Origin of the sequence: Micromonospora sp. NPDC127501 (assembly GCF_040302185.1) — a bacterium.
Lineage (GTDB): Bacteria > Actinomycetota > Actinomycetes > Mycobacteriales > Micromonosporaceae > Micromonospora.
Window position 1 is genome coordinate 156171 of the sequence record NZ_JBEORJ010000006.1, and the last position, 22306, is coordinate 178476.

Below are 22306 nucleotides of genomic sequence, written 5' to 3' on the forward strand. Positions count from 1 at the left end.
GGCGAGGCGCATTACCCGATCCGCGTCCGTCGTACACGCCGGTGCCGCTAGAGCGCCGACATGTCCCCGGTGTCGTACAGCTCGGCGCGGTCCGGGTCGGGCTCCCACAGGTCCGGTTGGGCGGGCTCCTGCACACCGATGCGCAGCGCCTCCAACTGGGCGGCGAAGGACAGCCCGCCGAAGAGCGCCATCCCGGTCAGGTTGGCCCAGAGCAGCAGCGCCATCATGCCGGTCAGAGCGCCGTAGGTCTGCCCGAAACCGTCACTGAACCGCACGTACGCGGCGAGCAGCAGGCTGGCCAGCCACCACAGCGCCGTGGCGATGCCGGCGCCGAACAACAGCCAGGACAGGCCGGGCTGGTTGCGGCGCGGCGCGTGTCGGAACAGCACGGCCACGGCTATGACGGTCAACGCGAGGCTCAGCGGGAACCGGATGACGTCCCAGATCCCGTTGGCGAGTTCGCCCCACTCGTAGTGTTCGCGGACCGAGTCGCCCATCGCGCCGCCGCCGACCAGGATCAGGAAGCCGGCGAGCGCGGGCAGGCCGGCGGTGACGGCCAGCACGGCGGCCCGCAGGTACTTGCGCAGCGCCGGGCGGTCCCGCTCGACGCCGTAGATGCGGTTGGCACCCCGCTCGATCTGGGCCATCGTGGTGGTGAGCGCGAACAGGCCGGTGAGCAGACCGAGGGTGAGCGCCAGCTCCCCGGCGTCCTCGACGCGTTCGCCCTCGCCGAGCAGCTCGGAGACCATCTGTGCGCTCTGGCCTGGGGTGAGCGCCAGGACGGTGTCGGCGACCACCTGGCCGCCCTCCTCGACGCCCAGCTCGCTGATCAGGCCGGTGAGGGCGATCAGGAAGGGCACCACGGCGAGGCAGAGTTGCAGCGCGAAGGCCCGGGAGTGGCTGAACCCGTCGCCGTACCGGAACCGGATGAACGCGTCCCGCAGCAGGTGCCAGCCACCCTGCCCGCGCAGTGTGTGCCAGGCGTCGTCGGCGGACAACTCCTCGTCGGCCATCAGCCGGGTCTCCGGCACGATCCGGGTACTACTCACTGCGGGCTTCCTCGATCAGCTGCTCGCCCCGCTCCCCGGCACCTTGCGCGTCGACGGCCAGGTCGGGGGCGTCCTCGGGCTGGGGGACGCAGAGCCAGAGCGCCTCGGGCCGAACCTCGGCGTGCAGCTGCCGACCCGGGGAGATGAGGTCGCCGTCCAGCTCCCGGGGCTGCGCCCGGTTGCTGGTGACCACGACGCGCCGCCCCCGGTACACCTCCATCCGCGGCACCTGGCCGCTGCGGCGGATCACCGCCCAGCCGAGCGCGAGCCAGTGCCGCAGGCTGCGCGGGGTGAGCACGGCGACGTCGAGCCAGCCGTCGTCCGGCTCGGCCTCGGTCAGCAGGGTCACGCCGCCCTGGAGGCGGCCGACATTGGCGATCAGGACCGAACGGGCCCGGCGGCGCACCGGCGGCCGGTCGTCGATGCGGATCTGCACCCGCATCGGCCGGTCCCGTAGGTGGCGGGCGGCACCCATCACGTACGCCGGCCAGCCGATGCGGGCCTTGGTGGTCTCGTTGGTGGCTTCGAGCATCTGGGCGTCGAAGCCCATGCCGGCCATCACGGTGAAGTACTTGTCCTCGACAGCGCCGACATCGAGCAGCCGTCGGCCGCGTTCGACGGCGACCTGCAACCCGGCGGCCAGGTCGGTGGAGAGCCCCAGGTTGGCGGCGAGCAGGTTGCCGGTGCCCTGCGGCAGCACGGCGAGGGCCACATCGGTGCCGACCAACCCGCTGACGCAGGACATCACGGTGCCGTCGCCCCCGCAGGCGAAGACCAGGTCGACGCCGGCCTTGACGGCCTGCTCGGTCTGGCCGCGACCCGGGTCGTCGACGGTCGTCTCGTACCACTGCGGCGCGGGCCAGCCGGCCGCGGTCAGGGCGTCGTCGACGGTACGGCGCAACTCGTCGAGATCGTCGACCTTGACCGGGTTGACCACCACAGCGGAGCGCAACCCGCCGTCGCCGCCCGAGGGCCGCCTGTCCTGTCCAGCATCCACGGCGCCAGTGTGCAGCACCCGGACGGCTTCAGCGACCCGGCGACCGGCGCGCGTCGGAAGTGCCACAGACAGGTTTCAACCCGGCCCCCACCCGTCAGGCCGCCGCGCGCAGCGCAAGCTCCACCCGCCGGCGCAGATCATCGAGGTCGACCCCGGACTCGGTGAGCACCAGAGCCCCCAGCCCGTTGCCCTCCCGGAGCACCCCGAGCAGGATGTGCTCGGTGCCGATGTGGCGGTGGCGCAGGCGCAGGGCCTCCCGCAGCGACAGCTCCAGCACCTTCTTCGAGCGCGGCGAGAACGGGCCGCCGAGGTACCGCTTACGACCCCAGCGGCGGCGCGGCGCCGGCACCGCCTCCCGTAGCGCGTCCGGGCCGAAGGACTGCTCGATGCGGGCAACGATCGCGGCCAGGTCGATGCCGATCTCCCGCAGCGCCGCCGCGTCCGCGTCACCGAGACCCGCGCCGCCGTTGGCGGTGTGCCGGCGGACGCGTTCGCGCAGGTCGTCGGCGCGTACCCCGGCGTCGGCGAGCACCCGGCTGGCCAGCCCGGCCTCGTCGGCGAGCAGGGCGAGCAGCAGGTGCTCGGTGCCGACCGGGCGCTGGCCCTCGACCCGCGCCTCCTCCAGCGCCCGTCGCACCACGTCGCGCGCCCGGTCGGTGAATCGTTCGAACATCACGCCTCCCAGGATGAGTTGACCGCCGGTCGCCCGGCGTGCTTCTTGTGCACTGCCTGCCGGCTGACCTCGAGCGTGTCGGCGATCTCCTGCCAGGACCAGCCCTGTCGTCGGGCGTTGTCGACCTGGACCACCTCGAGCCGCTCGAGCAGCCGGCGTAGCGCGCGGACGGCGCGCAGCCCGACCCGGGGGTCGGTGCTGCCGGCTGCCGCCGCGAGTTCTGTCGCCTGACTCATGCCGTCAACATACGTTGACAAGCCCCCCCGTGTCAACCCTGGTTGACGCGATCGGTTCGCGGCGACAGCAACCGGCGCGCTCCGGCGCCCTCACGGCCGAGCACGTCGCGGGGGTTGGTCAGATGGCAGGCCCGCAACGACAGGCAGCCACAGCCGATGCAATCGCTGAGGTCGTCGCGGAGCGCCTGCAACTGCGCGATCCGCGCGTCGAGTTCGGTACGCCAGGCCGCCGACAGCCGGGCCCAGTCGTCGGGGGTCGGGGTGCGTTCGCTGGGCAGCTGATCCAGGGCTTCGCGGATCGCCGTCAGCGAGATGCCCACGTTCTGGGAGGCCCGGATGAACGCGACCCGCCGCAGGGTGTCGCGGCCGTACCGGCGCTGGTTGCTCGCCGTCCGCGTGCTGCGGATGAGGCCCTTGCGCTCGTAGAAATGCAGCGCCGAGATGGCGACACCGCTGCGGTCGGCGACCTGCCCGACGGTGAGTTCGTGAAACGTGGTGCGGGGCCTCGGCATTGATCGACCGTACCGCTTGACCTCAACCGTGGTTGAGGCCAGAGGATCAGCGGCGTCCCCGAACCGCGAACAAGGAGCCCCTCTGTGACCACAGTTCTCGTCATCGGCGCCACCGGGCAGCAGGGCGGCGCCGTCGCCGATCTGCTGCTCCAGCACGGCCACGAGGTGACCGCCTATGTCCGCTCACCCGAGTCGCCGCCCGCCCGGGCGCTGTCCGCAGCGGGAGCACGGCTCGTCACCGGTGACCTGGGCGACCCGGTGGCGCTCGCCGACGCCGCCCACGCCGTCGACGCGATCTTCGGACTGTCCGTGCCGTTCGGATCCGGTGGGAAGAACGAGGAGATCGCCCAGGGTCGCCTCCTGGTCGACGCGGCGGCGCGGGCCGAGGCGCACCTCGTCTACTCCTCGGTACGCGGCGCCGACCGGATGGTCGAGTCCGACATCGACCACGCCGACAGCAAACAGCACGTCGAGGCGTACCTGCGAAAGCAGCAGGTACGCGCGACCGTCCTCGGACCGGTGTACTTCATGGAGAACGTCCTGAACACCGGGTTCAGCCGCCTCACCGACGGCGTCCTGGCCAACCCGCTCTCCGGGGGCAAGCCGCTGGACCAGGTCACCGTCCGGGACATCGCCGGCCTCGCCGTGCACGCCGTCGAGCACCCCGATCGGTTCGTCGGCGAGCGGATCGACGTCGTCTCCGACCGGGTGACCGGCGAGGAGGCGGCCCGCGTCCTCAGCGACGTGCTCGGCCGTGAGATCCCGTACCGACAGCTGCCGTTGGATCAGGTCCAGCAGTGGGCCGGCAACGAGATCGCCGACATGTTCCAACGCTTCGAGGACAACACCGACTTCGTCGACGTCGACGCGCTGCACGCCGCGTACCCCGACGTCGCCTGGCACCGCTACGCCGACTGGGCGCGCACTGTCGACTGGGACCGGGTCCTCTCCACCCGGGCGAGCGGGCGATAACCCAACGACGCAACGCCACCGTGCTCATCCGACTACCCTCGGTCAGGACAGCTTGGTCGTGCCGGGCGCGACGCCCGGGAGGTGATATCGGATGGCCGCACCCGCCGACGCAGCGGTGCTGGTCGGCCTCGGGTCGGAACGCGACCTCCCGGTGGTCGAACAGGCCGCGCAGGAGGCCGCCGACCACAGCCGGCCACTGCACCTGCTGCACACCTTCGACTGGCACGCGGCCTTCGCCGCGGACACCGTCGCCGCACCCCGCGACCAGGCCGAAAACCTGATCACCCGCGCCGCCCAGCTCGCCCACCAGACCGAGCCGGGGCTGACCGTACGCGGGGAGATCGTCGAGAGCTCGATGCTGCCCACCCTCATCCGCCGCTCGGAGAGCACCTTCCTGCTGGCCGTCGGCGACAGCGGCATGGCGGGCAGCGGTCAGGGCGTTCCGGCCGAGACGACCGCCGTGCAGTTGGCCGCCCGGGCCGGTTGCCCCCTGTTGGTGGTCCGGCGTGAGCCGCCACCGCAGGGCCCGGTGCTGGTGGGGGTGGACGGCTCGCCCAGCTCACACCTCGCCCTGCAGTGGGCCGTGGAGTGCGCGGCCCGCCGCGACGCCCGACTGCTGGCCCTGCGGGTGGTGGAGTACGACGAGGACACCGACGCGGTCGCAGAGCAGCTCACCGAGGCGCTGGCCCGGCACACCGGCCGCGACAACACCGTGCCGACCGAGTGTCGCGTGGTACGCGGCGACCCCGCCGAGGTGCTGATCGACACCTCCCGCAACGCGCAGGTGGCGCTGGTCGCCGCCCGCGGCGACGAACCGGGCCGGGCCATGCTGGGCGCTGTCGCCCAGTCCCTGCTCTACCACTCCCCCGCCCCGGTGGTCGTCGTCCGCGGCCTGGCCGAGGCGCCGCTGACCGGGCCTGGTGCCCACCCGACGAGGGACCAACGGCCCTGACCCGGGGCGTCCGCGGTGACCAGGCTGGACACCGGACGCCCCACTCCTACCCGCGAGAGGCAGCATGATGGAGACCGCTCTCGACGTGCACCGCGCCCTCACCGACGACGAGCTGCGCCGGCTGGACGCCTACTGGCGCGCCGCGAACTACCTCACCGTCGGGCAGATCTACCTGCTGGACAATCCGCTGCTGCGCGAGCCGCTGACCCCCGACGACATCAAGCCCCGGCTGCTCGGGCACTGGGGCACCAGCCCCGGCCTCAACCTGATCTACGCCCACCTCAACCGGCTGATCGTGGCGCGCGACCTCAACGCCATGCTGGTCACCGGCCCCGGTCACGGCGGGCCGGCCATCGTGGCCAACACCTGGCTGGAGGGCACCTGGTCGGAGCGCTACCACGACGTGGCCCGCGACGAGGCCGGGATGTCCCGGCTCTTCCGCCAGTTCTCCTTCCCGGGCGGCATCCCCAGCCATGTCGCGGCGGACGTGCCAGGTTCGATCCACGAGGGCGGCGAACTCGGGTACGCGTTGAGCCACGCCTACGGCGCCGCGTTCGACCACCCGGACCTGCTGGTGGCCTGCGTGATCGGCGACGGCGAGGCGGAGACCGGGCCGCTGGCCGGCAGTTGGCTCTCCGACGTGTTCCTCAACCCGGCGCGCGACGGCGCGGTGCTGCCCATCCTGCACCTCAACGGCTACAAGATCGCCAACCCGACCGTGCTGTCCCGGATCCCCGAGGCCGACCTGCTCGACCTCATGCGCGGGTCCGGCTACCAGCCGTACGTGGTGGCCGGTGACGAGCCCGCCCGGGTGCACCGGGCCCTCGCCGCGACGCTGGACCGTGTGCTGGGCGAGATCGCCGAGATCCAGCGGCGGGCCCGCTCCGGAAGCGTCGTCGAACGCCCCCGCTGGCCGATGATCATTCTGCGGACGCCGAAGGGCTGGACCGGCCCGCGCGAGGTCGACGGCACCCAGGTCGAGGGCACCTACCGCGCCCACCAGGTGCCGCTGTCGGGCGTACGCGACAACCCGGCGCACCGGGCCGAACTGGAGCACTGGCTGCGCAGCTACCGGCCGGAGGAGCTGTTCGACGCGACCGGCGCGCCGGTGGAGGAGCTGCTGACGCTGCCGCCGCGAGGTGACCGGCGGATGAGCGCCAACCCGGTCACCAACGGCGGCGTGGTGCTGCGCGACCTGACCCTGCCGGACTTTCGTGACTACGGCGTTGAGGTTCCCGAGCCGGGTACGCCGATCGCCGGCGCGACCGGGGTGCTCGGCCCGTGGATCCGCGACGTCATCAGCGCCAACCCGGAGACGTTCCGGCTGTTCGGCCCGGACGAGGTCGCGTCCAACCGGCTGGGTGCGGCGTTCGAGGTGACCGGCCGGGCCTGGGTGGCCGCCACAGTGCCCGGCGACGACCACCTCTCCCCCGACGGGCGGGTCATGGAGGTGCTCTCCGAGCACCTGTGCCAGGGCTGGCTGGAGGGCTACCTGCTGACCGGCCGGCACGGCGTGTTCACCAGCTACGAGGCGTTCATCCACATCGTCGACTCGATGCTCAACCAGCACGCCAAGTGGCTGAAGGTGACCCGGGCCATCCCCTGGCGGCAGCCGATCGCTTCGCTGAACTACCTGCTCTCCAGCCACGTCTGGCGGCAGGACCACAACGGCTTCTCCCACCAGGACCCGGGCTTCATCGACCACGTCGTCAACAAGAAGGCCGAGGTGGTGCGGGTCTATCTGCCGCCGGACGCCAACACGCTGCTCGCCACGATGGACCACTGCCTGCGCAGCCGGCACTACATCAACGTGGTGGTGGCCGGTAAGCAGGCCGCCCCGAACTGGTTGACGATGACCGAGGCGATCCAGCACACCCGGCGTGGCCTGGGCATCTGGGAATGGGCCAGCAACGACGGCGGCACCGAACCGGACGTGGTGCTCGCCTGCTGCGGAGACGTGCCGACCCTGGAGACGTTGGCCGCCGTCGAGCTGCTGCGCCAGAACCTGCCGACGTTGAAGGTGCGCCTGGTCAACGTGGTCGACCTGATGCGACTCCAGCCGGACACCGAGCACCCACACGGCCTGACCGACAACGAGTTCGACACCATCTTCACCGAGGACCGGCCGATCATCTTCGCGTACCACGGATATCCGTGGCTGATCCACCGTCTCACCTACCGCCGCACCAACCACGAGAACCTGCACGTGCGCGGTTACAAGGAGGAGGGCACCACCACCACTCCGTTCGACATGGTGATGCTCAACGACCTGGACCGCTTCCACCTGGTCATCGACGTCATCGACCGGGTGCCCGGGCTGGCCGCCAGCGCCGCGCACCTGCGCCAACGGATGGTCGACGCCCGACAGGCAGCCCGCGACTACACCCGCCAGTACGGCGAGGACGACCCCCAGGTCGCCGAATGGCGCTGGGTCCGCGAAACCGACCCGACCACCCCCTGAAGGAGGACGACGTGCGCGACGCGGAGATCCTGGTCGGCTACGACGGCTCCACAGACGCCTCGGTGGCCCTGAACTGGGCCGTGGAGGAGGCGCGGCACAGCGGCCAGCCGGTGCGGCTGGCGTACGTCTTCGAATGGCTGACCGTGGCCAGTTGGGTCGGCCCGGGCGTGGCCCCCGGCGTGTGGCCGGACGACACCGCCCGCCGGCAGGTCGAGGACCTGGTCGGCAGGGCCGCGGCGGACGCCACCGCGGCGAACCCCGGGCTGCGGATCACCGGCGAGGTGTACGACGGGCCGCCCGCGCTGGTGTTGCAGGAACGCTCGGCGGAGGCGGGGATGCTGGTGCTGGGCAGCCGGGGTCACGGCGGCTTCGGGGGCCTGCTGGCCGGGTCGACGGCGGTCTCGGTCGCCGCGCACGCCCACTGCCCGGTCGTGGTGGTCCGGGACGGGGCCGGCAGCGCCGCGACCGACACGTCGGGGCGCCCGGTGGCGGTCGGGGTGGACGGCTCGGAACCGTCGCTGGTGGCGCTCGGCTTCGCGGCCGAACGGGCGGCACAGCGGCGGCTGCCGCTGCGCGTCCTGCACGCCTGGACACCGGGCCCCGGCGGGGCGGCCGGGGTGCCCGACGAGCGGGCCGCAGTGGAGCAGGCACTGGAGCCGTGGCGGCGAACATTCCCCGAGCTGGCGGTGACCGTCGACCTGGAGTCGACAAGCCCGTCGGCGATGCTGATCGAGGCGAGTCGGGACGCGCGGCTGGTCGTGGTCGGCAGCCGGGGCCGGGGCGGGCTGGCCGGCATGCTGCTCGGCTCGGTCAGTCAACAGCTCATCCAACACGCCGCCTGCCCGGTCGCCGTGGTCCGCGAACGCTGACCACAGCGTCATCGTCGCGGCGGCCAGGCGCAGCGGGCGGGCCCAACGACCCGACGGGATCAGGACCTGTGGCCCTGCGGGCACAGCGCCGAAGGCCACAGGATGAGGCGGCAACCCCCGGGCGCGGCGACGCGCCGTACGGCACGATGAGCAGAGACGGAAAGGTCGTGACCATGAGTCAGGAAAGTCAGCTGACCACCGCGCTGGCGGAGGCCGCCGCCACCGCAGGCCACGCCCCCTCGGTGCACAACACCCAGCCGTGGCGCTGGCGGGTGCTGCCCGACGCGTTGGAGCTGCGCTCGGTCGCCGACCGACAGCTCGCCGCCAGCGACCCCGAGGGGCGACTGCTGGCGGTCAGCTGCGGCACCGCCCTGCACCACGCCCGACTGGCGCTGGCCGCCGAGGGGTGGCGCGTCGTGGTGGAACGGTTGCCCGACCCGGGCGACAGCGAGCTGCTGGCCCGGCTGACCGACCTCAGCCAGACCGGGGCCGACCCGGACGCCATGCGCATGGTGCAGTGCATGCGGGTGCGACACACCGACCGGCGGCCGGTCAGCGACGAGCCGGTTCCGCCCTCGGCGATCGAGGAGATCACCCGGGCGGTCAACGCGGAGGGCTGCCGGTTGCAGATCCTCGACCGTGACCAGTTGTTGGAGCTGGCCGCCACCGCCGCGCACGCCGACACCGTCGAGGCCGAGGACCCGGAGCTGCGCACCGAGCTGGCGTACTGGACCAGCCGGGCCGGCTCGGGCACCGGTCTGCCGGCGGAGGTGCTGCCCGAGCAGCCCGCGCAGACCACCGTGCCGGTCCGGGACTTCGGCCGTCCCGGCAGCCTGCCGATGGGCCCGGGCCACGACCGGATGGCGGTGTACGCGATGCTGCACGGCGACGAGGACGAACGGGACAGCTGGTTGCGTGCCGGCGAGGCGCTCTCCGCCGGTTGGCTGACCGCCACCCGCCTCGGCGTGTCAGTGGTGCCGCTCAGTGCGGTGGTGGAGGTGCCGGGCACCCGGCAGACCCTGCGGCAGCTGCTCTCCGGGATCGGCTTTCCGTACCTCGTGCTGCGGTTGGGCATCGCGGACCCGGCACACTCCGGCCCGCCGCACACCCCACGGTTGACCACCGCGCAGGTCGTCGACACCTCCGCCGTCCGTTGACGGGTCCGGCGACGAACGGCACCGGCGCTACCATCCCCCGGTGACCAGCGCGCCGTTGCCCCGTCAGGAACCGTCCCCGGCACCGTCGCTCGGGCTGAGCCCGCTGTCGCGGGTCCGTCTCGACGAGTTGTTGCAGGAGATGCTGGTCCGGGTCGGTGAGGTGGTGACCAGCCGGGAGCGCCTGCGGGCCCTGCTCGACGCGGTGGTCGGCATCGGCACCAACCTGGATCTGCGCACCACCCTGCAACGCATCGTGCAGGCGGCCTGCGAGTTGGTCGGCGCCCGGTACGGCGCGCTCGGCGTGGTCGGCCCGGACCGGCTGCTGCACGACTTCATCGTCCACGGCGTCACGCCCGAGCAGCACGAGCGGATCGGCGACCTGCCGCACGGGCGGGGCGTGCTCGGCCTGCTCATCGACGATCCCCGGCCGCTGCGGATGCCCGACATCACCCAGCACCCCCGCTCCTACGGGTTCCCGGCCAACCACCCGCCCATGCACAGCTTCCTGGGCGTGCCGGTCCTCATCCGCGACCAGATCTTCGGCAACCTCTACCTGGCGGAGAAGCAGGGCGGCGCGGAGTTCACCGAGGACGACGAGGAGATCGTCGTCGCGCTCGCCGCCGCCGCCGGCGTGGCCATCGAGAACGCCCGCCTGTACGCCCTGGCGCACCGGCGGGAACGCTGGCTCGCCGCCACCGCCGAGATCACCACGGTGCTGCTGGGCGAGGTACGTCGTACCGACGCGTTGGCGTTGGTCGCCCGCCGAGCCCGCGAGGTCTCCGAGGCCGAGCTGGCGCTGGTGCTGCTCTACGACAACGACACCGAGCAGTTCTCCGTGGAGGTGGTCGACGGCGTCGACGAGCAGGCCCTCGCGCTCGTCGGCGCGGTCCTTCCCGCCGTCGACACCAGCTTCGGCGCGGCTGTCGCCCAGGGCCGGCACGACCAGGTGGACGACCTGGCGCACGCCGCGCCGTGGCCTGCGCTGTTGCACACCGGCCCGGCGATGATCTCACCACTCGCCACCGCCGAGACGCTGCACGGGGTGCTGATCGTGGCGCACCGGCCGGAGCGCGGCGGTGGCGCCAGCGAGGAGGATCTGACGCTGCTGGGCAGCTTCGCCGGGCAGGCCGCGCTGGCGATGGAACGGGCGCGCGGCCAGGAGGAACGGGAACTGCTGGTGGTCCTCGAGGACCGCGAGCGGATCGCCCGCGACCTGCACGACGTGGTGATCCAACGGCTCTTCGCCACCGGCCTGCAACTCCAGAGCGCCGCACCGATGGCCCGCCCCGAGTTGGCCAAGCGGATCAACGCGGCCGTCGACGATCTGGACGCCACCATCCGGGACATCCGCCGGACGATCTTCGAGCTGCGTACGCCGATGACCTCGGAGCTGCGCACCGAGATCCGTGCGGAGATCGAGGCGGCCGCCGAAGCGCTGGGCTTCAAGCCGCACCTGGAGCTGACCGGGCCGGTGGACAGCGCCGTGCCGGACGCCATCCGCCCGGACCTCACCGCAGTGCTGCGCGAGGCGCTGTCGAACGTGGTCCGCCACGCGCGGTGCACCCGCGTCGACGTCGTCGTACGCGTCGACGCCGGCCAGGTCATCGTGGTGGTCACCGACAACGGGGTGGGCTGCGACCCGGCCGACGCCCGCGGTGGCCTGGTCAACCTGCGCGAACGCGCCAGCCGCCTCGACGGCACCTTCACGATCACCCCGGCCGAGCCGCACGGCACCGAGGTGCGTTGGGCCGTGCCGCTGCGCGACTGACTCCCGCGACCCGGGTCAGGGCGTTTTGCCGAGCAGACGCGTGGCCAGAACGGCGGCCTGCGTACGACGCTCCAGGCCCAGCTTGGCCAGCACGCTGGAGACGTAGTTCTTCACCGTCTTCTCCGCCAGGAACATCCGCCCGGCGATCTCCCGGTTGGTCAGCCCCTCGGCCACGTACTCCAGGATCCGCCGCTCCTGCTCGGTGAGCGACCTCAGCTCGCGCGGCTGCTCGACGCCGTTGCGGATGCGCTCCAGCACCCGGGTGGTGATCGCCGGGTCGAGCAGCGACTGCCCGGCCGCGACGCGGCGCACCGCGTCGACCAGGTCGGTGCCACGGATCTGCTTGAGCACGTACCCGGCGGCACCCGCCATGATCGCCGCGAACAGCGCCTCGTCGTCCTCGTACGAGGTGAGGATCAGGCCCTTGATGGACGAGTCGACGGCGCGGACGTCACGGCACACGTCGATGCCGTTGCCGTCGGGCAGCCGCGCGTCGAGGATCGCCACGTCGGGCCGCAACGCCGGGATGCGGCGAGCCGCCTCCTGCGCCGAGCCGGACTCACCGACCACCTCGATGTCGCCGCTGCTCTGCAACAGGTCGGCCAGGCCACGGCGGACGACCTCATGGTCGTCGAGGAGGAACACACGGATCATCCCTCGTTTCTACCCGCATCCCACCGCCCACCGCACGGGCCGAAAGTCCCGATCGGCACGCGGCGGGCGGGCGCTCGGACCCGACTGGTCGGGACGTCCGGCCCTGCTCGGCGACCACCGGACGATGGACCGTGAAGGTACGCCGGCACCGCGGCACCACCCGCCACCGGCCCAGCGGAGAGGAGCACCGCCATGGACATCGGCTACACCGCAGCCCAGCTACGGACCGCCGCCGTGGACGCGGTTCGGGCACCGTCGTTGCACAACACCCAACCGTGGCGGCTACGGCTGCGCGACGGCGGCATCGAGGTGCTGGCCGACCCCACCCGCCGGTTGCCTGCGACCGACCCGTCCGGGTGGGGTGTCCGGATCGCCTGCGGCGCCGCGTTGTTCAATCTGCGGATCGCCCTGGCCGTGGCCGGCGTCCCGGCCCGCGTGCGGCTGCGCCCCGACCCGGCCGAGCCGGACCTGCTGGCTCGGCTGGTACCGGACCTTCCGCGCCGACCCACCCCCGCCGAGCAGAGCCTGTACGCGGCCATCCCGCGCCGGTTCAGCAACCGCCTGCCGTTCTGGCCCGACCCGGTGCCGGCCGATGCCCGGTGGCACCTCGGCGAGGCGGCCCGTACCGAGCAGTGCTGGTTGGAGCTGCTGATCGGGGTGAGCGCGGTCTCCGCGTTCGGGGAGATCGCGCGCAGCGCGCACCGGGTGCTGGAGCGCGACCCCGCGTACCGGGCCGAACGGGAACGGTGGCTGCGCCGCGAGTCCGCCCCGGACGGTGTGCCCGGCTCGGCCGGAGGTCCGCGGGGCGAGCCGCAGGACGTCCTCCCGACGCGCGGCTACGGTGGCCGCGACCGCGCCCCCGGGCGGGACTTCGAACCGGAACCCCTGGTGGGGGTGCTGGGCTCGATGGGCAACACCGCCGTGGACCAGGTGATCGCCGGGCAGGCCCTGCAACGCCTGCTGCTCACCGCCACCGACGCCGGACTCAGCGTGTCGCTGCTCTCCCAGCCCATCGAGGTGCCCACGGCGCGGGAACAACTGCGGCTGTCCCTGGGCCGGTTCGGCACACCGCAGATGGCACTGCGGATCGGGTACGGCCAGCCGGGTCGGCCGACCCCCCGACGTGGCGTCGACGAGGTGCTGGACCTGCCGGTGGTGTCCGCCTGACCCGCCGGGCCACGTCAGGCGGCGAGCACGGCGGCCTCCACGGTCGGGTCCAGCCCGACGGAGCTGCGCTGCGGTCGCCCGGCGCGCGGCGGAACCGCACCGACCTCGCGCAGCCAGCGCCAGGTGTCGCCGACGGTCTCGGCCACCGGCCGGCAGGCCAACCCGGCGGCTTGCGCCCGGGTCACGTCCTGCTCCAGCAACCCCCGGTACGGGTGCCCGCGCGGCAGCCAGATCGGCAGGTCGCTCCACGGCTGCACCCCGGCGGCGAGGATCGGCGCCGGATCGGTCCACCGCAGCCGGGCGTCCGCACCGGTGGCGGCCACGCACGCGTCGAGCAGCTCACCCATCGTGGTCTGCGCCGGACGACCGATCGCGTTGAACGTGCCGCCCACCCGCCGGGCGCCCGCGTCGAGCATCCACCCCGCCAGGTCGCGGACGTCGATGTACTGCACCGGCAGGTCGGCCGGCGCGGGGGCGAGCACGTCCCCGCCCCGCTCGACCCGCCGTAGCCACCAGGGCAGCCGACCGATGTCCTCGCCCGGGCCCAGGATCAGGCCGGCCCGCGCGACCAGCGCGCGCTGACCGAACACCTCCCGCACCGCGCGCTCGGCACCGGCCTTGAGCTGCGGGTAGTCGCCGTCGACGGAGCCCGGGTCGGCGTCCACCACAGGGGAGTCCTCATGCAACCCCGCCGCCGCATGGTCGGTGTAGACCGAGCCGCTGGACACGTACACGTAGTGGCCGACCGCGTCGAGCAGGGCGCGGGCGGCGTCGCCGGCGGCCCGCGGCGCACCGTCCCAGGTGTCCACGGCGACGTCCCACTCGCCGCCGGCCAGCGCGGCCAGGCCGTCCGGCGCGGTGCGGTCACCCCGCAACCGGTGTACGCCGGACGGCACCGTGCCGTGCAGCCCTCGGTTGAACACGGTCACCGACCAGCCGCGGCGCACGGCCTCGGTGACAGTGGCCCCGCCCACGAAGCCAGTACCGCCCAGCACCAGCAGTCTCATGCGCTCCACCCTGCCGGCCCCGGCCGGCGAAGGGCACCCCTGTTCACCGGCAGCGGATCTGCCCGTGGCAGAACCCGGTCCGGTGCTCGGGAGACACCGGTCGGGTCGTTCACATCGGCCCCTCGTCCGCCATGCAGGAAAGCCGGCCAGGGCATGGTCAACGAAGCCACCGGTTGCGAAACTGCTTCAATCTGCGTCAGCACGGGCAATCGAGGCGCACAACCCGGACGGAGAAGGGCGTGTCCAGCACACCGCTGTCCCTGCCGCAGCCATCCGCGCGGGCACCCGAGTTCGGCCGGGACGCGCTCATCGTCTGCGAGAACCTGGTGCGGATCTACCAGACCGGCTCGATCGAGGTGCAGGCACTGCAGGGCCTGGACCTGGCCGTGGGAAGCGGTGAGCTGGTCGCCGTCGTCGGTGCCTCCGGATCGGGCAAGTCGACACTGCTCTCCATCCTGGCCGGCATCGACGCCCCCACCGCCGGGCGGGTCCGGGTCGACCGGTGGAACCTGCTGACGATGTCCCGAGCGGACCGGGTGGACTACCGGCGGCACACCGTCGGGTTCGTACGGCAGCAGACGGCGAGCAACCTGATCCCCTACCTGACCGCACGGGAGATGGTGGACCTGCCGATGACGGCGGCCCGCACCGCGAAGAAGGAGCGCCGGGAGCGCACGGCCGAGCTGCTGGACAGCCTCGGTGTCGCCGACTGCGCCGATCGCCGCCCCGGGCAACTCTCCGGAGGGCAGCAGATGCGGGTCGCGATCGCGGTGGCGCTGGCCAACCAGCCGCGGGTGCTACTCGCCGACGAGCCGACCGGCGAGCTGGACGCCGCCACGTCCGCGGAGGTCTTCGGCGTGCTGCGGGACGTCAACCGGCGCTACGGCGTCACAGTGGTCGTGGTGACCCACGATCCGGAGGTCAGCGGCCAGGTCGAACGGACCGTCGCGATCCGGGATGGCCGCACCAGCAGCGAGGTGCTGCGCCGCACCACCACCGACGCCGAGGGCGACACGCACATGATCGCCGAGGAGTACGCCGTGATGGACCGGGCCGGGCGGGTCCAGGTACCCCGCGAGTTCCGCCAGGCGCTGGCGCTGACCCGACGGGTCCGGCTGGCCCTGGAACCCGACCACATCACGATCCGCCCCGACTCGGGGAGCGGCGAATGAGCAGCGAGCCGCTGCTGAGCGTGCGCGGTGTACACCGGCGCTTCCGCACCGGGCCGACAGTCGTACACGCCCTGAACGGGGTGTCGTTCGACGTGGCCGCCGGCTCGATGGTGGCGCTCGTCGGCCGGTCCGGCTCGGGCAAGACCACCCTGCTCAACGTCATCGGCGGTCTGGACCGCCCGGACGCCGGCACCGTGCACGTCGACGGCACCGACGTCACCGCGCTCGACGAGGACGGCCTGTCCCGGCTGCGGCGCGAGAAGGTGTCGTACGTCTTCCAGAGCTTCGGGTTGATCCCGGTGCTCTCGGCCGCGGAGAACGTCGCGGCCCCACTGCGGATGGCCCGCGTCGCCCCGACCGAGCGCGAGCGGCGGGTCGAGTTGCTGCTGGAGCTGATCGGCCTGGCCGACCACGCCCGGCAGCGGCCGGCCGAGCTGTCCGGCGGCCAGCAGCAACGGGTGGCGATCGCCCGCGCGCTGGCCGCCTCGCCCCAGCTTCTGCTCGCCGACGAGCCCACCGGGCAACTGGACGCCGAGACCGGCCTGTCGGTGATGGCCCTGCTGCGCGGGATAGTGGAATCCGAAGGCGTCACCGTACTGGTCTCGACGCACGACGCGGTGATGATGGCCCTGGCCGACCGGGTGATCCGCATCCACGACGGACACCTCGACGAACAGGCGGCCGAGCAGCCGTACGCGCCGGTGCCGGACGCCGGGTGACGCGACGATGAGGCTGGTCAGCCGGCGCGCCCGCGCGCAGTGGCCGTTGCTGGCAGCCCTGCTCGGGGTCGTCACGATCGGCGCGACAGTGCTGGGTACCTGCACCCTGCTGACCACCCGCACCGCCGAGCGGGCGCTGGAGGTCGCCATGGCCCGTGCCGCCCCCGCCGCCGTCGACGTGACCGTCTACACCGGCACCGTCGAGGGCCGGGACACCCCGTCCGTCGCCGCCGACACCCGCGCCGTGGTGGCCTCCACGCTCGCACCGTTCCCGGTGACGACGACCGCGCGGGCGTCGACGGTGCTGCGGGCCCTGCCGCCCACACTCGCCAAGGGCACCACCGTCGGCGCCCAGGCGTACCTGTCGGGGCTGGACGACCTGCCGACCCGAGGCGAGCTGGTCACCGGGCGCTGGCCACAGCACCCCGGCGACGCGGTGCTGCTGGAGTCCACCGCACAACTGCTCGGTCTCACCCCCGGTCACCGGGTACGCCTCGGCGCCGAGCTGGCCCACGCGCCCGTCCCGGCCATCGACGTGGTCGTCGTCGGTGTGGTACGCCCGCTGCCGGGACGCGGCTGGGACCGCGACCCGCTGGCCGCGGCCGGCTCCGCCACCGGCTACCGGGACGGCCGCTTCCAGCAGCCGGTCAACGCCTACGGTCCGTTCCTCGTCGACCTCGCCGACCTGGTCACCACCGGGGCCACCATCGACCGGCTGGAGGTCACCGCCCATCCGGACCTGTCCCGCAGCAACCGCCACGACCTGGAGACCGCGGCCGCGGCCGTCGACAGTGCCGACGGCCGGCTGGCGGGCCGCCTCGGCGATCGCGTCCGGCTCGCACGTGTCGCCTCCGAACTGCCGCTGACCCTGCGGGCCGCCGACGACCAACGACACGTCACCGCCGCCGTCGTGCTCGCCATCGCCGTCCTCGGCGGTGTCCTGGCCGCGACGGCACTCGTCCTCGCCGGCCGACTGACCACGGGCATACGCGCCGACGAGACCGCCCTGCGATCCGCCCTGGGCACCAGCCGTCGACAACTCGCCGCCACCGCCACACTCGAGGCCGGGCTCGTCGCCGCCGTCGCCGCCGCGCTCGCGATACCGGCCTCGTCGGCCCTGCACGCCGGCCTGACCCATCTGCCACCGCTGGACGGCGCCGGCCTGACCGTCCGGCCGGCCATCGCCGGTGCCCAGGTCCTCGCGGTCGCCGGCGGCGCGCTGGTGCTCGCCGCCGTACTCATCGTCCTGGCGATCCGACCCGTCCCGGCAGCCGGCGACCAGCGCACCCGCCGCGAACTGCTGGCCCGCTCCGGCGCCGACCTGATGCTCGCGGTATTCGCCGCCGCCGGATGGTGGCAGCTGTACGCGCAGCCCGCCGCCGCCAGCCCCCGCGCCGACGCGGTCCGAGTGCTCGCGCCGGCGCTGCTGCTCACCGCAGGCGTCGCCCTGGCGCTCCGGGTGGTCCTGCCCGCCCTTCGCGGCGCCGACCGGCTGGCGCACCGCGCCCGCGGGCTGGCGCTCCCGCTGGCGGTCTCCGAGGCCGCCCGCCGGCCACGAGCGGTCGCCGCCGGGCTGCTCGTCGGACTGGCCTGCGCGGCCGGAACCTTCGGTCTCGCCTTCGACGACACGTGGCACCAGTCGCAGCGCGACCAGGCCGCGCTCGCCGTCGGCACCGACCTGGCACTCACCCTCAGCACGGCGCCGGTGGCCGGAGACGGCGCGGTCGTCAGCGCGGCCACCTCGGGGGCCGTGAGTCCGGCCCTCGACCGAGGTACCGCCGTCGGTCAGTGGCTCGGCAGCGCCGGCGACGCGCCGCGCCTGGTCGCCGTCGACACCACCCGCGCCGACGCGCTGCTGCGCGGACGGCTGGACGACGACCGCGGATGGGCGGACGTGGGCGCCACGCTGGCACCACGCACCCGGGTCACCGGCCTCGCCATTCCGACCGGAGCCCCGCTCGTCCTGAGCGGGACCGCCGCCGGCGACACCCCGCTCGCCGTGACGCCCCGGTTGATGCTGCAGGACGCCACCGGCCTCCGCACGTCGTGCACCGGTCCGGCCGTACCGCTCGACGGCAGGGAGTTTCGGCTGCCCGCCTGCGCGACGGCCGACGGGCTGCGCCTCGTCGCGGTCGTCCTGCCGGTCACCGCCGACTCCGTCGGCGGACGCGTCGCCGTAGCCGTCACACTCACCGTGCCGCCAGCCGGGGCGGCGGAGAAGCCCACTGGCGGATCGGATTGGACCGCCACGTCCGCGCCGCCGGTCCCGAGCAGGTTGAGCGATCCGACCGTCAGGGTGTCCACCACCCCGACGGGAACCGCGCTGCGGATGGCCGCGACCGTCGACCTCGGCGGCGCCGAGGACGCCGCCCGGACCCTCGTCGCCACCGCGTTCCCGGACCCCGGCCCGGTGCCCGTGGCCGTCTCCGCCCGCTTTGCCGGCGAGGTCGGTGCCGAGAGCGGCAGTCAGCTCAGCGTCACGGTCGGCATCACGCCTGTCCCGGTCGTCGTCACCGAGGTCCTGCCGACCGTACCGTCCGCCCCCGGCGCCGTCGCCGTCCTGGCCGACCTGGACACGCTGTCCCGCGCACGTGCCGTCACCGGCGACCTGACGTTCCCGGTCGACGCCTGGTGGGTCGGCCACCCAGCCGGCCCCGGTGCCGTCGAGCGGACCACCGCCCTGCACCTGGGCACCGTCGCGACCCGCGAGGCGGAGACCGCCCGCCTCACCGGCGGCCCGCTGCACGCCGGGCTGCCGGCCGCGCTCCGCCTCCTCGTCCCGGCCGCGGCCCTGCTGCTGCTCGCCGGCGTCGTCCTGCACGTCACCTGTGATCTCCACGTCCGCGCCGTCGAGGTGACGCGGCTGCGCGGCCTCGGGATGTCCCGGCGCGACATCCGGGCCGTGCTGCTCGGCCAGCACGCCGGCGTTCTGCTGCCCCTGCTCGCGGCGGGCGCGGCCGTCGGCGCGCTCGCCACCCGCGTCGTCGCTCCGCTGCTCGTGCGCTCCGAGACCGGCGCCGCGCCCGTCCCGGCCACCCAGCCACACTGGCCGTGGCCGGCCGAGGCCGCACTGCTCGCCGTACTACTGGCCGGATGCATGCTGGCGGTCGCCGCTGTGGTCACCGTCCAGGTCCGCCGGGCCGACGCCGCGCACCTGCGGGTGGCCCCGTGAACCGGTGGCTGACCCGCCGGTGGCCGGCGCTGCACTGGCCCAGCATCCGCGGCCGTGGCCGTACCGACGCCGGAGCGCTGCTGCTCACCGCCGCCGTCATCGCGGCCGTCGCGCTGCTCGCCGGGGCCGCACCGGCGCTGCTCCGCGCCGCCGCCGACAACGCCGTCCAGGACACGGTCCGCCGCGCCGGCAACGACGCGAACGTTCTCGTACACGCCAACTGGGAACGCGACGACGGGCCGACCGGCGGGCGGGTCCGGATGCCCAGCCTCGCCGAGGACCTCGACAACTTCCGCGCCCGGGCGACATCGGCGCTCGGGCCCGACCTGGACGCCGCGCTGCTCCCGCCCGTCGCCGCCGTCAACGGCCCGATCCTCAGCATCACCGGCGGCAACGTGCCGCGTACCTTCCAGTTCACCTACCTGGCCGATGACCTCGGCGGCCCGGACGTGACCTGGGTCGCCGGCAGCCCGCCGGGCTCCGCCGTCTCCGACCAGTACGTCGAGACCCCCTACGACGGACCACCCTGGCCGGTGCAGGTCGGTCTCTCCGAGGCGGACGCCGCCGCACTCAACCTCGGCCCCGGCGATCGAATCCCGGTGCGGGACGGCGACGGTCGCGACAAGGACGTCCGGATCAGCGGGATCTACCGCCCCGCGGACAGCGCCGACCCAGCCTGGCGACTCGCCCCGGCGCTACTGCGCCCCGTGCCCGGCGCCGACGGCGTGGGGACCACCCGGTTCGCCGGGATCCTGTCGCGTGAGTCGTTACCGGACGCCCGGCTCGCCGTCGACGAGGACCAACTGCGGCGCACCGTCCACTTCGCACCCGTTCCCGACGCGCTCACCTGGGATGCCACAGCGGCGCTCGCCAGCCGGGTGGTCAAGCTCAAGGCGACCTCCGGCTCATCGAGCGACCGTGAGCAATCTTTGAAGTGGGAATCGCAGCTCGACACCGCCCTGCGTGACGCCCGTGCCCGGAACAGCGCCGCTTCCACACAGGCCGCCGTCCTGCTCGCCGGGGTACTGACCGCCACGGTGCTGGTCCTGCTGCTCGCCGCCGACCTGCTGGTCCGCCGCCGTACCCCGGTGCTGAGCGCCGCCCGGCGACGCGGGGCGGCGCTACCCGACCTCGGTGCGGAACTGATCATCGAGTCCACGGTGGTGTCCCTGTCGGCCGCCGCCGTCGGGCTCGCGCTCGCGCGCGCGGCCGCTCCGGGCGTCTCCTGGACCTGGGCCGTTCCCGTGGTCCTGGCCGGTGCCGTCGCCGGGCCGGCGTTCGGCACCCTCGCCGCCGCCCGCGCCAGCCGTGACCGGCGCCAACCCGCCAACCCGGCCGCTCGGCGCTGGATCCGGGCCACCGGCCAGTTGCGCCGCGCCGCCGTGGAGGCCGCTGTCCTGATCGCCGCGGTCGCCGCCTTCGTCACACTGCACCAGCGCGGGCTCCTGCCCGTCGCCTCCGACGGCGACACCGGTGAGCTGACCGGCGATCTCATCCTGCCGGTCAGCGCCCTCGCTCTGGGCGCGCTCGTCGGCGCGCTCGTCCTGCTCCGGCTCCTGCCCCTCGGGGCGCGGTTCGCGCTCCGACAGGCCCTGCGCTCGCGCCGCCCGCTGGCCGTGTTCGGTGCAGCCCAGGCGGCCACAACGGCCGGGCGCGCGCTGCCGCTGCTGGTTCTGGTCAGCACCACGGCGCTCGCGTCGTTCGCGCTCATCCTCGGCGCCACCGTCACCCGGGGTCTGACCGACGGCGCGTGGAGCACCGTCGGTGCCGACGCGCGTCTCGACGTCGGCGGCGACGCCGAGGCCGCCACGCCCGCACTCGCCGAGCGCATCGCCGCCGCACCCGGGGTGGAGCAGGTGGTCGTCGCGCAGGTGACCGACTCGGCACGCGTCTTCACCGACTCGACACTGCTCACCCCACGCCTGGTCATCGTGGACACCGCCGCGTTCCAGCGCCTGCTGGCCACCACCCCGCTGCCCGACGCGCCGGCGCTGACCCGACTCACCGCACCCGGTCCCGGCCCCGGGGAGGTCCCGGCGCTGGTCCGCTCGAGTGACGGCGATCTGCGGACCGGCACGCGGCTGCAGCTACCCCGGGACGACGCCCCGGCGATCCGTCTCGCCGCTGTCGGTACCGCTCCCCCCATCGGCGGCACCGACGACGTCGTCATCGTGGACGCCGCGGCCCTCGCCCACGCCGGGCTGCCCGCCGTCCCGAATACCGTCTGGGTGACCGGCCCAGGTGCGGGGCGGGCCGTGTCGAACACCGGAGTCGCCTCCGACGTCGTGCTGCGTGCGGACGTCCTGCGGGCGCAGCGGGTGGCGCCCCTGACGGCAGGGCTGGTACGGCTGGCGTGGACGGCCGCCGCGGTGCTGCTGGCGCTGGGACTGCTCGGCCTCACGCTCGCCGCCGCCGCCGGTGCGTCGGAGCGGTGGCAGACCCTGACCCGGCTGCGGACCCTCGGCCTGCGGCCACGCGACGCCCGCTGGGTGGCCGCCGGAGAGCTGCTGCCGCCGGTCGTGGTCACGGCGGTGTGCGGCCCGCTACTCGGGGCCCTGCTGGCGCGCCTGACGCTCGGCCCGCTCGACCTGCGGCTGCTCACCGGCCAGGCCGCCGACCCGGTGGCGGTCGTGCCCTGGTGGCTGCTGGGCCTGGTGAGCGTGGCGCTGCTGGCGACGGCCGCCACTGTCGTACCTGTCGAGTCGGCGCTGCGGAGACGTGACCGGCTGAGCGAGGTACTCCGCGCGGGCGAGTGACCGATGGTCTCCC

The 22306-nt window shown here is 73.8% G+C and carries 18 protein-coding genes; 11 read left to right on the forward strand and 7 right to left on the reverse strand.

Going from position 1 to position 22306, the window contains the following annotated elements; all coding sequences use genetic code 11:
- Positions 1-47: 47 nt before the first annotated feature.
- The 5 genes from ABTW72_RS15880 to soxR form a co-directional block, all read right to left on the reverse strand.
- A complete protein-coding gene (locus tag ABTW72_RS15880; RefSeq protein WP_350859323.1) occupies positions 48-1049 on the reverse strand; it encodes a YihY/virulence factor BrkB family protein in 1002 nt (333 codons plus the stop codon).
- On the reverse strand, positions 1042-2046 hold the full coding sequence (locus tag ABTW72_RS15885; protein WP_350859325.1) for a diacylglycerol/lipid kinase family protein: 1005 nt from the start codon (positions 2044-2046) through the stop codon (positions 1042-1044). The genes ABTW72_RS15880 and ABTW72_RS15885 overlap by 8 nt, the downstream gene beginning before the upstream one ends.
- 94 nt (positions 2047-2140) lie before the next feature.
- The gene (locus ABTW72_RS15890; RefSeq protein ID WP_091400793.1) at positions 2141-2719 is read right to left on the reverse strand and encodes a Clp protease N-terminal domain-containing protein; all 579 of its coding nucleotides are present in this window, start codon (positions 2717-2719) and stop codon (positions 2141-2143) included.
- Positions 2719-2955, reverse strand: a complete 237-nt coding sequence (locus tag ABTW72_RS15895) for an HTH domain-containing protein (protein WP_030336062.1) — start codon at positions 2953-2955, stop codon at positions 2719-2721. Before ABTW72_RS15895 ends, ABTW72_RS15890 begins: the two co-directional genes overlap by 1 nt.
- 32 nt (positions 2956-2987) lie before the next feature.
- Positions 2988-3467, reverse strand: a complete 480-nt coding sequence (gene soxR, locus ABTW72_RS15900) for a redox-sensitive transcriptional activator SoxR (RefSeq protein ID WP_350859328.1) — start codon at positions 3465-3467, stop codon at positions 2988-2990.
- 84 nt (positions 3468-3551) lie between these two features.
- Between soxR and ABTW72_RS15905 the strand changes: the two genes are divergently transcribed.
- From ABTW72_RS15905 to ABTW72_RS15930, 6 genes are all read left to right on the forward strand, one after another.
- Positions 3552-4439, forward strand: coding sequence for an NmrA/HSCARG family protein (locus tag ABTW72_RS15905; RefSeq protein ID WP_350859330.1), 888 nt, complete (start codon positions 3552-3554; stop codon positions 4437-4439).
- 91 nt (positions 4440-4530) lie between these two features.
- Entirely contained in the window at positions 4531-5391 is an 861-nt protein-coding gene (locus ABTW72_RS15910) for a universal stress protein (RefSeq protein ID WP_350859332.1), read from the forward strand.
- 67 nt (positions 5392-5458) lie between these two features.
- Positions 5459-7852: a phosphoketolase family protein gene (locus tag ABTW72_RS15915; RefSeq protein ID WP_350859954.1), complete on the forward strand. Its 2394-nt coding sequence runs from the start codon at positions 5459-5461 to the stop codon at positions 7850-7852.
- Complete coding sequence (locus ABTW72_RS15920) at positions 7813-8721, forward strand: universal stress protein (RefSeq protein WP_502892210.1); 909 nt, start codon at positions 7813-7815, stop codon at positions 8719-8721. The genes ABTW72_RS15915 and ABTW72_RS15920 overlap by 40 nt, the downstream gene beginning before the upstream one ends.
- Before the next feature lie 173 nt (positions 8722-8894).
- Positions 8895-9878: an Acg family FMN-binding oxidoreductase gene (locus ABTW72_RS15925; RefSeq protein WP_350859338.1), complete on the forward strand. Its 984-nt coding sequence runs from the start codon at positions 8895-8897 to the stop codon at positions 9876-9878.
- 94 nt (positions 9879-9972) lie between these two features.
- Positions 9973-11646 carry a sensor histidine kinase gene (locus ABTW72_RS15930; protein ID WP_502892215.1) on the forward strand — a complete coding sequence of 558 codons (1674 nt, stop codon included), beginning with the start codon at positions 9973-9975 and terminating at the stop codon, positions 11644-11646.
- 15 nt (positions 11647-11661) lie between these two features.
- Here ABTW72_RS15930 and ABTW72_RS15935 read toward each other — a convergent pair whose 3' ends face one another.
- The gene (locus tag ABTW72_RS15935) at positions 11662-12300 is read right to left on the reverse strand and encodes a response regulator (protein ID WP_030488585.1); all 639 of its coding nucleotides are present in this window, start codon (positions 12298-12300) and stop codon (positions 11662-11664) included.
- A 192-nt stretch (positions 12301-12492) separates the two neighbouring features.
- Between ABTW72_RS15935 and ABTW72_RS15940 the strand changes: the two genes are divergently transcribed.
- Entirely contained in the window at positions 12493-13467 is a 975-nt protein-coding gene (locus ABTW72_RS15940; protein WP_350859341.1) for an Acg family FMN-binding oxidoreductase, read from the forward strand.
- Positions 13468-13481: 14 nt separating this feature from the next.
- Here ABTW72_RS15940 and ABTW72_RS15945 read toward each other — a convergent pair whose 3' ends face one another.
- The gene (locus ABTW72_RS15945) at positions 13482-14474 is read right to left on the reverse strand and encodes an NAD-dependent epimerase/dehydratase family protein (protein WP_350859344.1); all 993 of its coding nucleotides are present in this window, start codon (positions 14472-14474) and stop codon (positions 13482-13484) included.
- Between the two features lie 239 nt (positions 14475-14713).
- Between ABTW72_RS15945 and ABTW72_RS15950 the strand changes: the two genes are divergently transcribed.
- Genes ABTW72_RS15950 through ABTW72_RS15965 form a run of 4 tightly spaced genes read left to right on the forward strand, consistent with a single transcriptional unit; the run spans position 14714 to position 22293 of the window.
- The gene (locus tag ABTW72_RS15950) at positions 14714-15646 is read left to right on the forward strand and encodes an ABC transporter ATP-binding protein (protein ID WP_350859347.1); all 933 of its coding nucleotides are present in this window, start codon (positions 14714-14716) and stop codon (positions 15644-15646) included.
- Entirely contained in the window at positions 15643-16365 is a 723-nt protein-coding gene (locus ABTW72_RS15955; protein WP_350859350.1) for an ABC transporter ATP-binding protein, read from the forward strand. The genes ABTW72_RS15950 and ABTW72_RS15955 overlap by 4 nt, the downstream gene beginning before the upstream one ends.
- A gap of 7 nt (positions 16366-16372) precedes the next feature.
- On the forward strand, positions 16373-19537 hold the full coding sequence (locus ABTW72_RS15960) for an FtsX-like permease family protein (protein WP_350859352.1): 3165 nt from the start codon (positions 16373-16375) through the stop codon (positions 19535-19537).
- A complete protein-coding gene (locus tag ABTW72_RS15965) occupies positions 19534-22293 on the forward strand; it encodes an FtsX-like permease family protein (protein WP_350859355.1) in 2760 nt (919 codons plus the stop codon). Before ABTW72_RS15960 ends, ABTW72_RS15965 begins: the two co-directional genes overlap by 4 nt.
- The last annotated feature ends 13 nt before the right edge of the window (positions 22294-22306 follow it).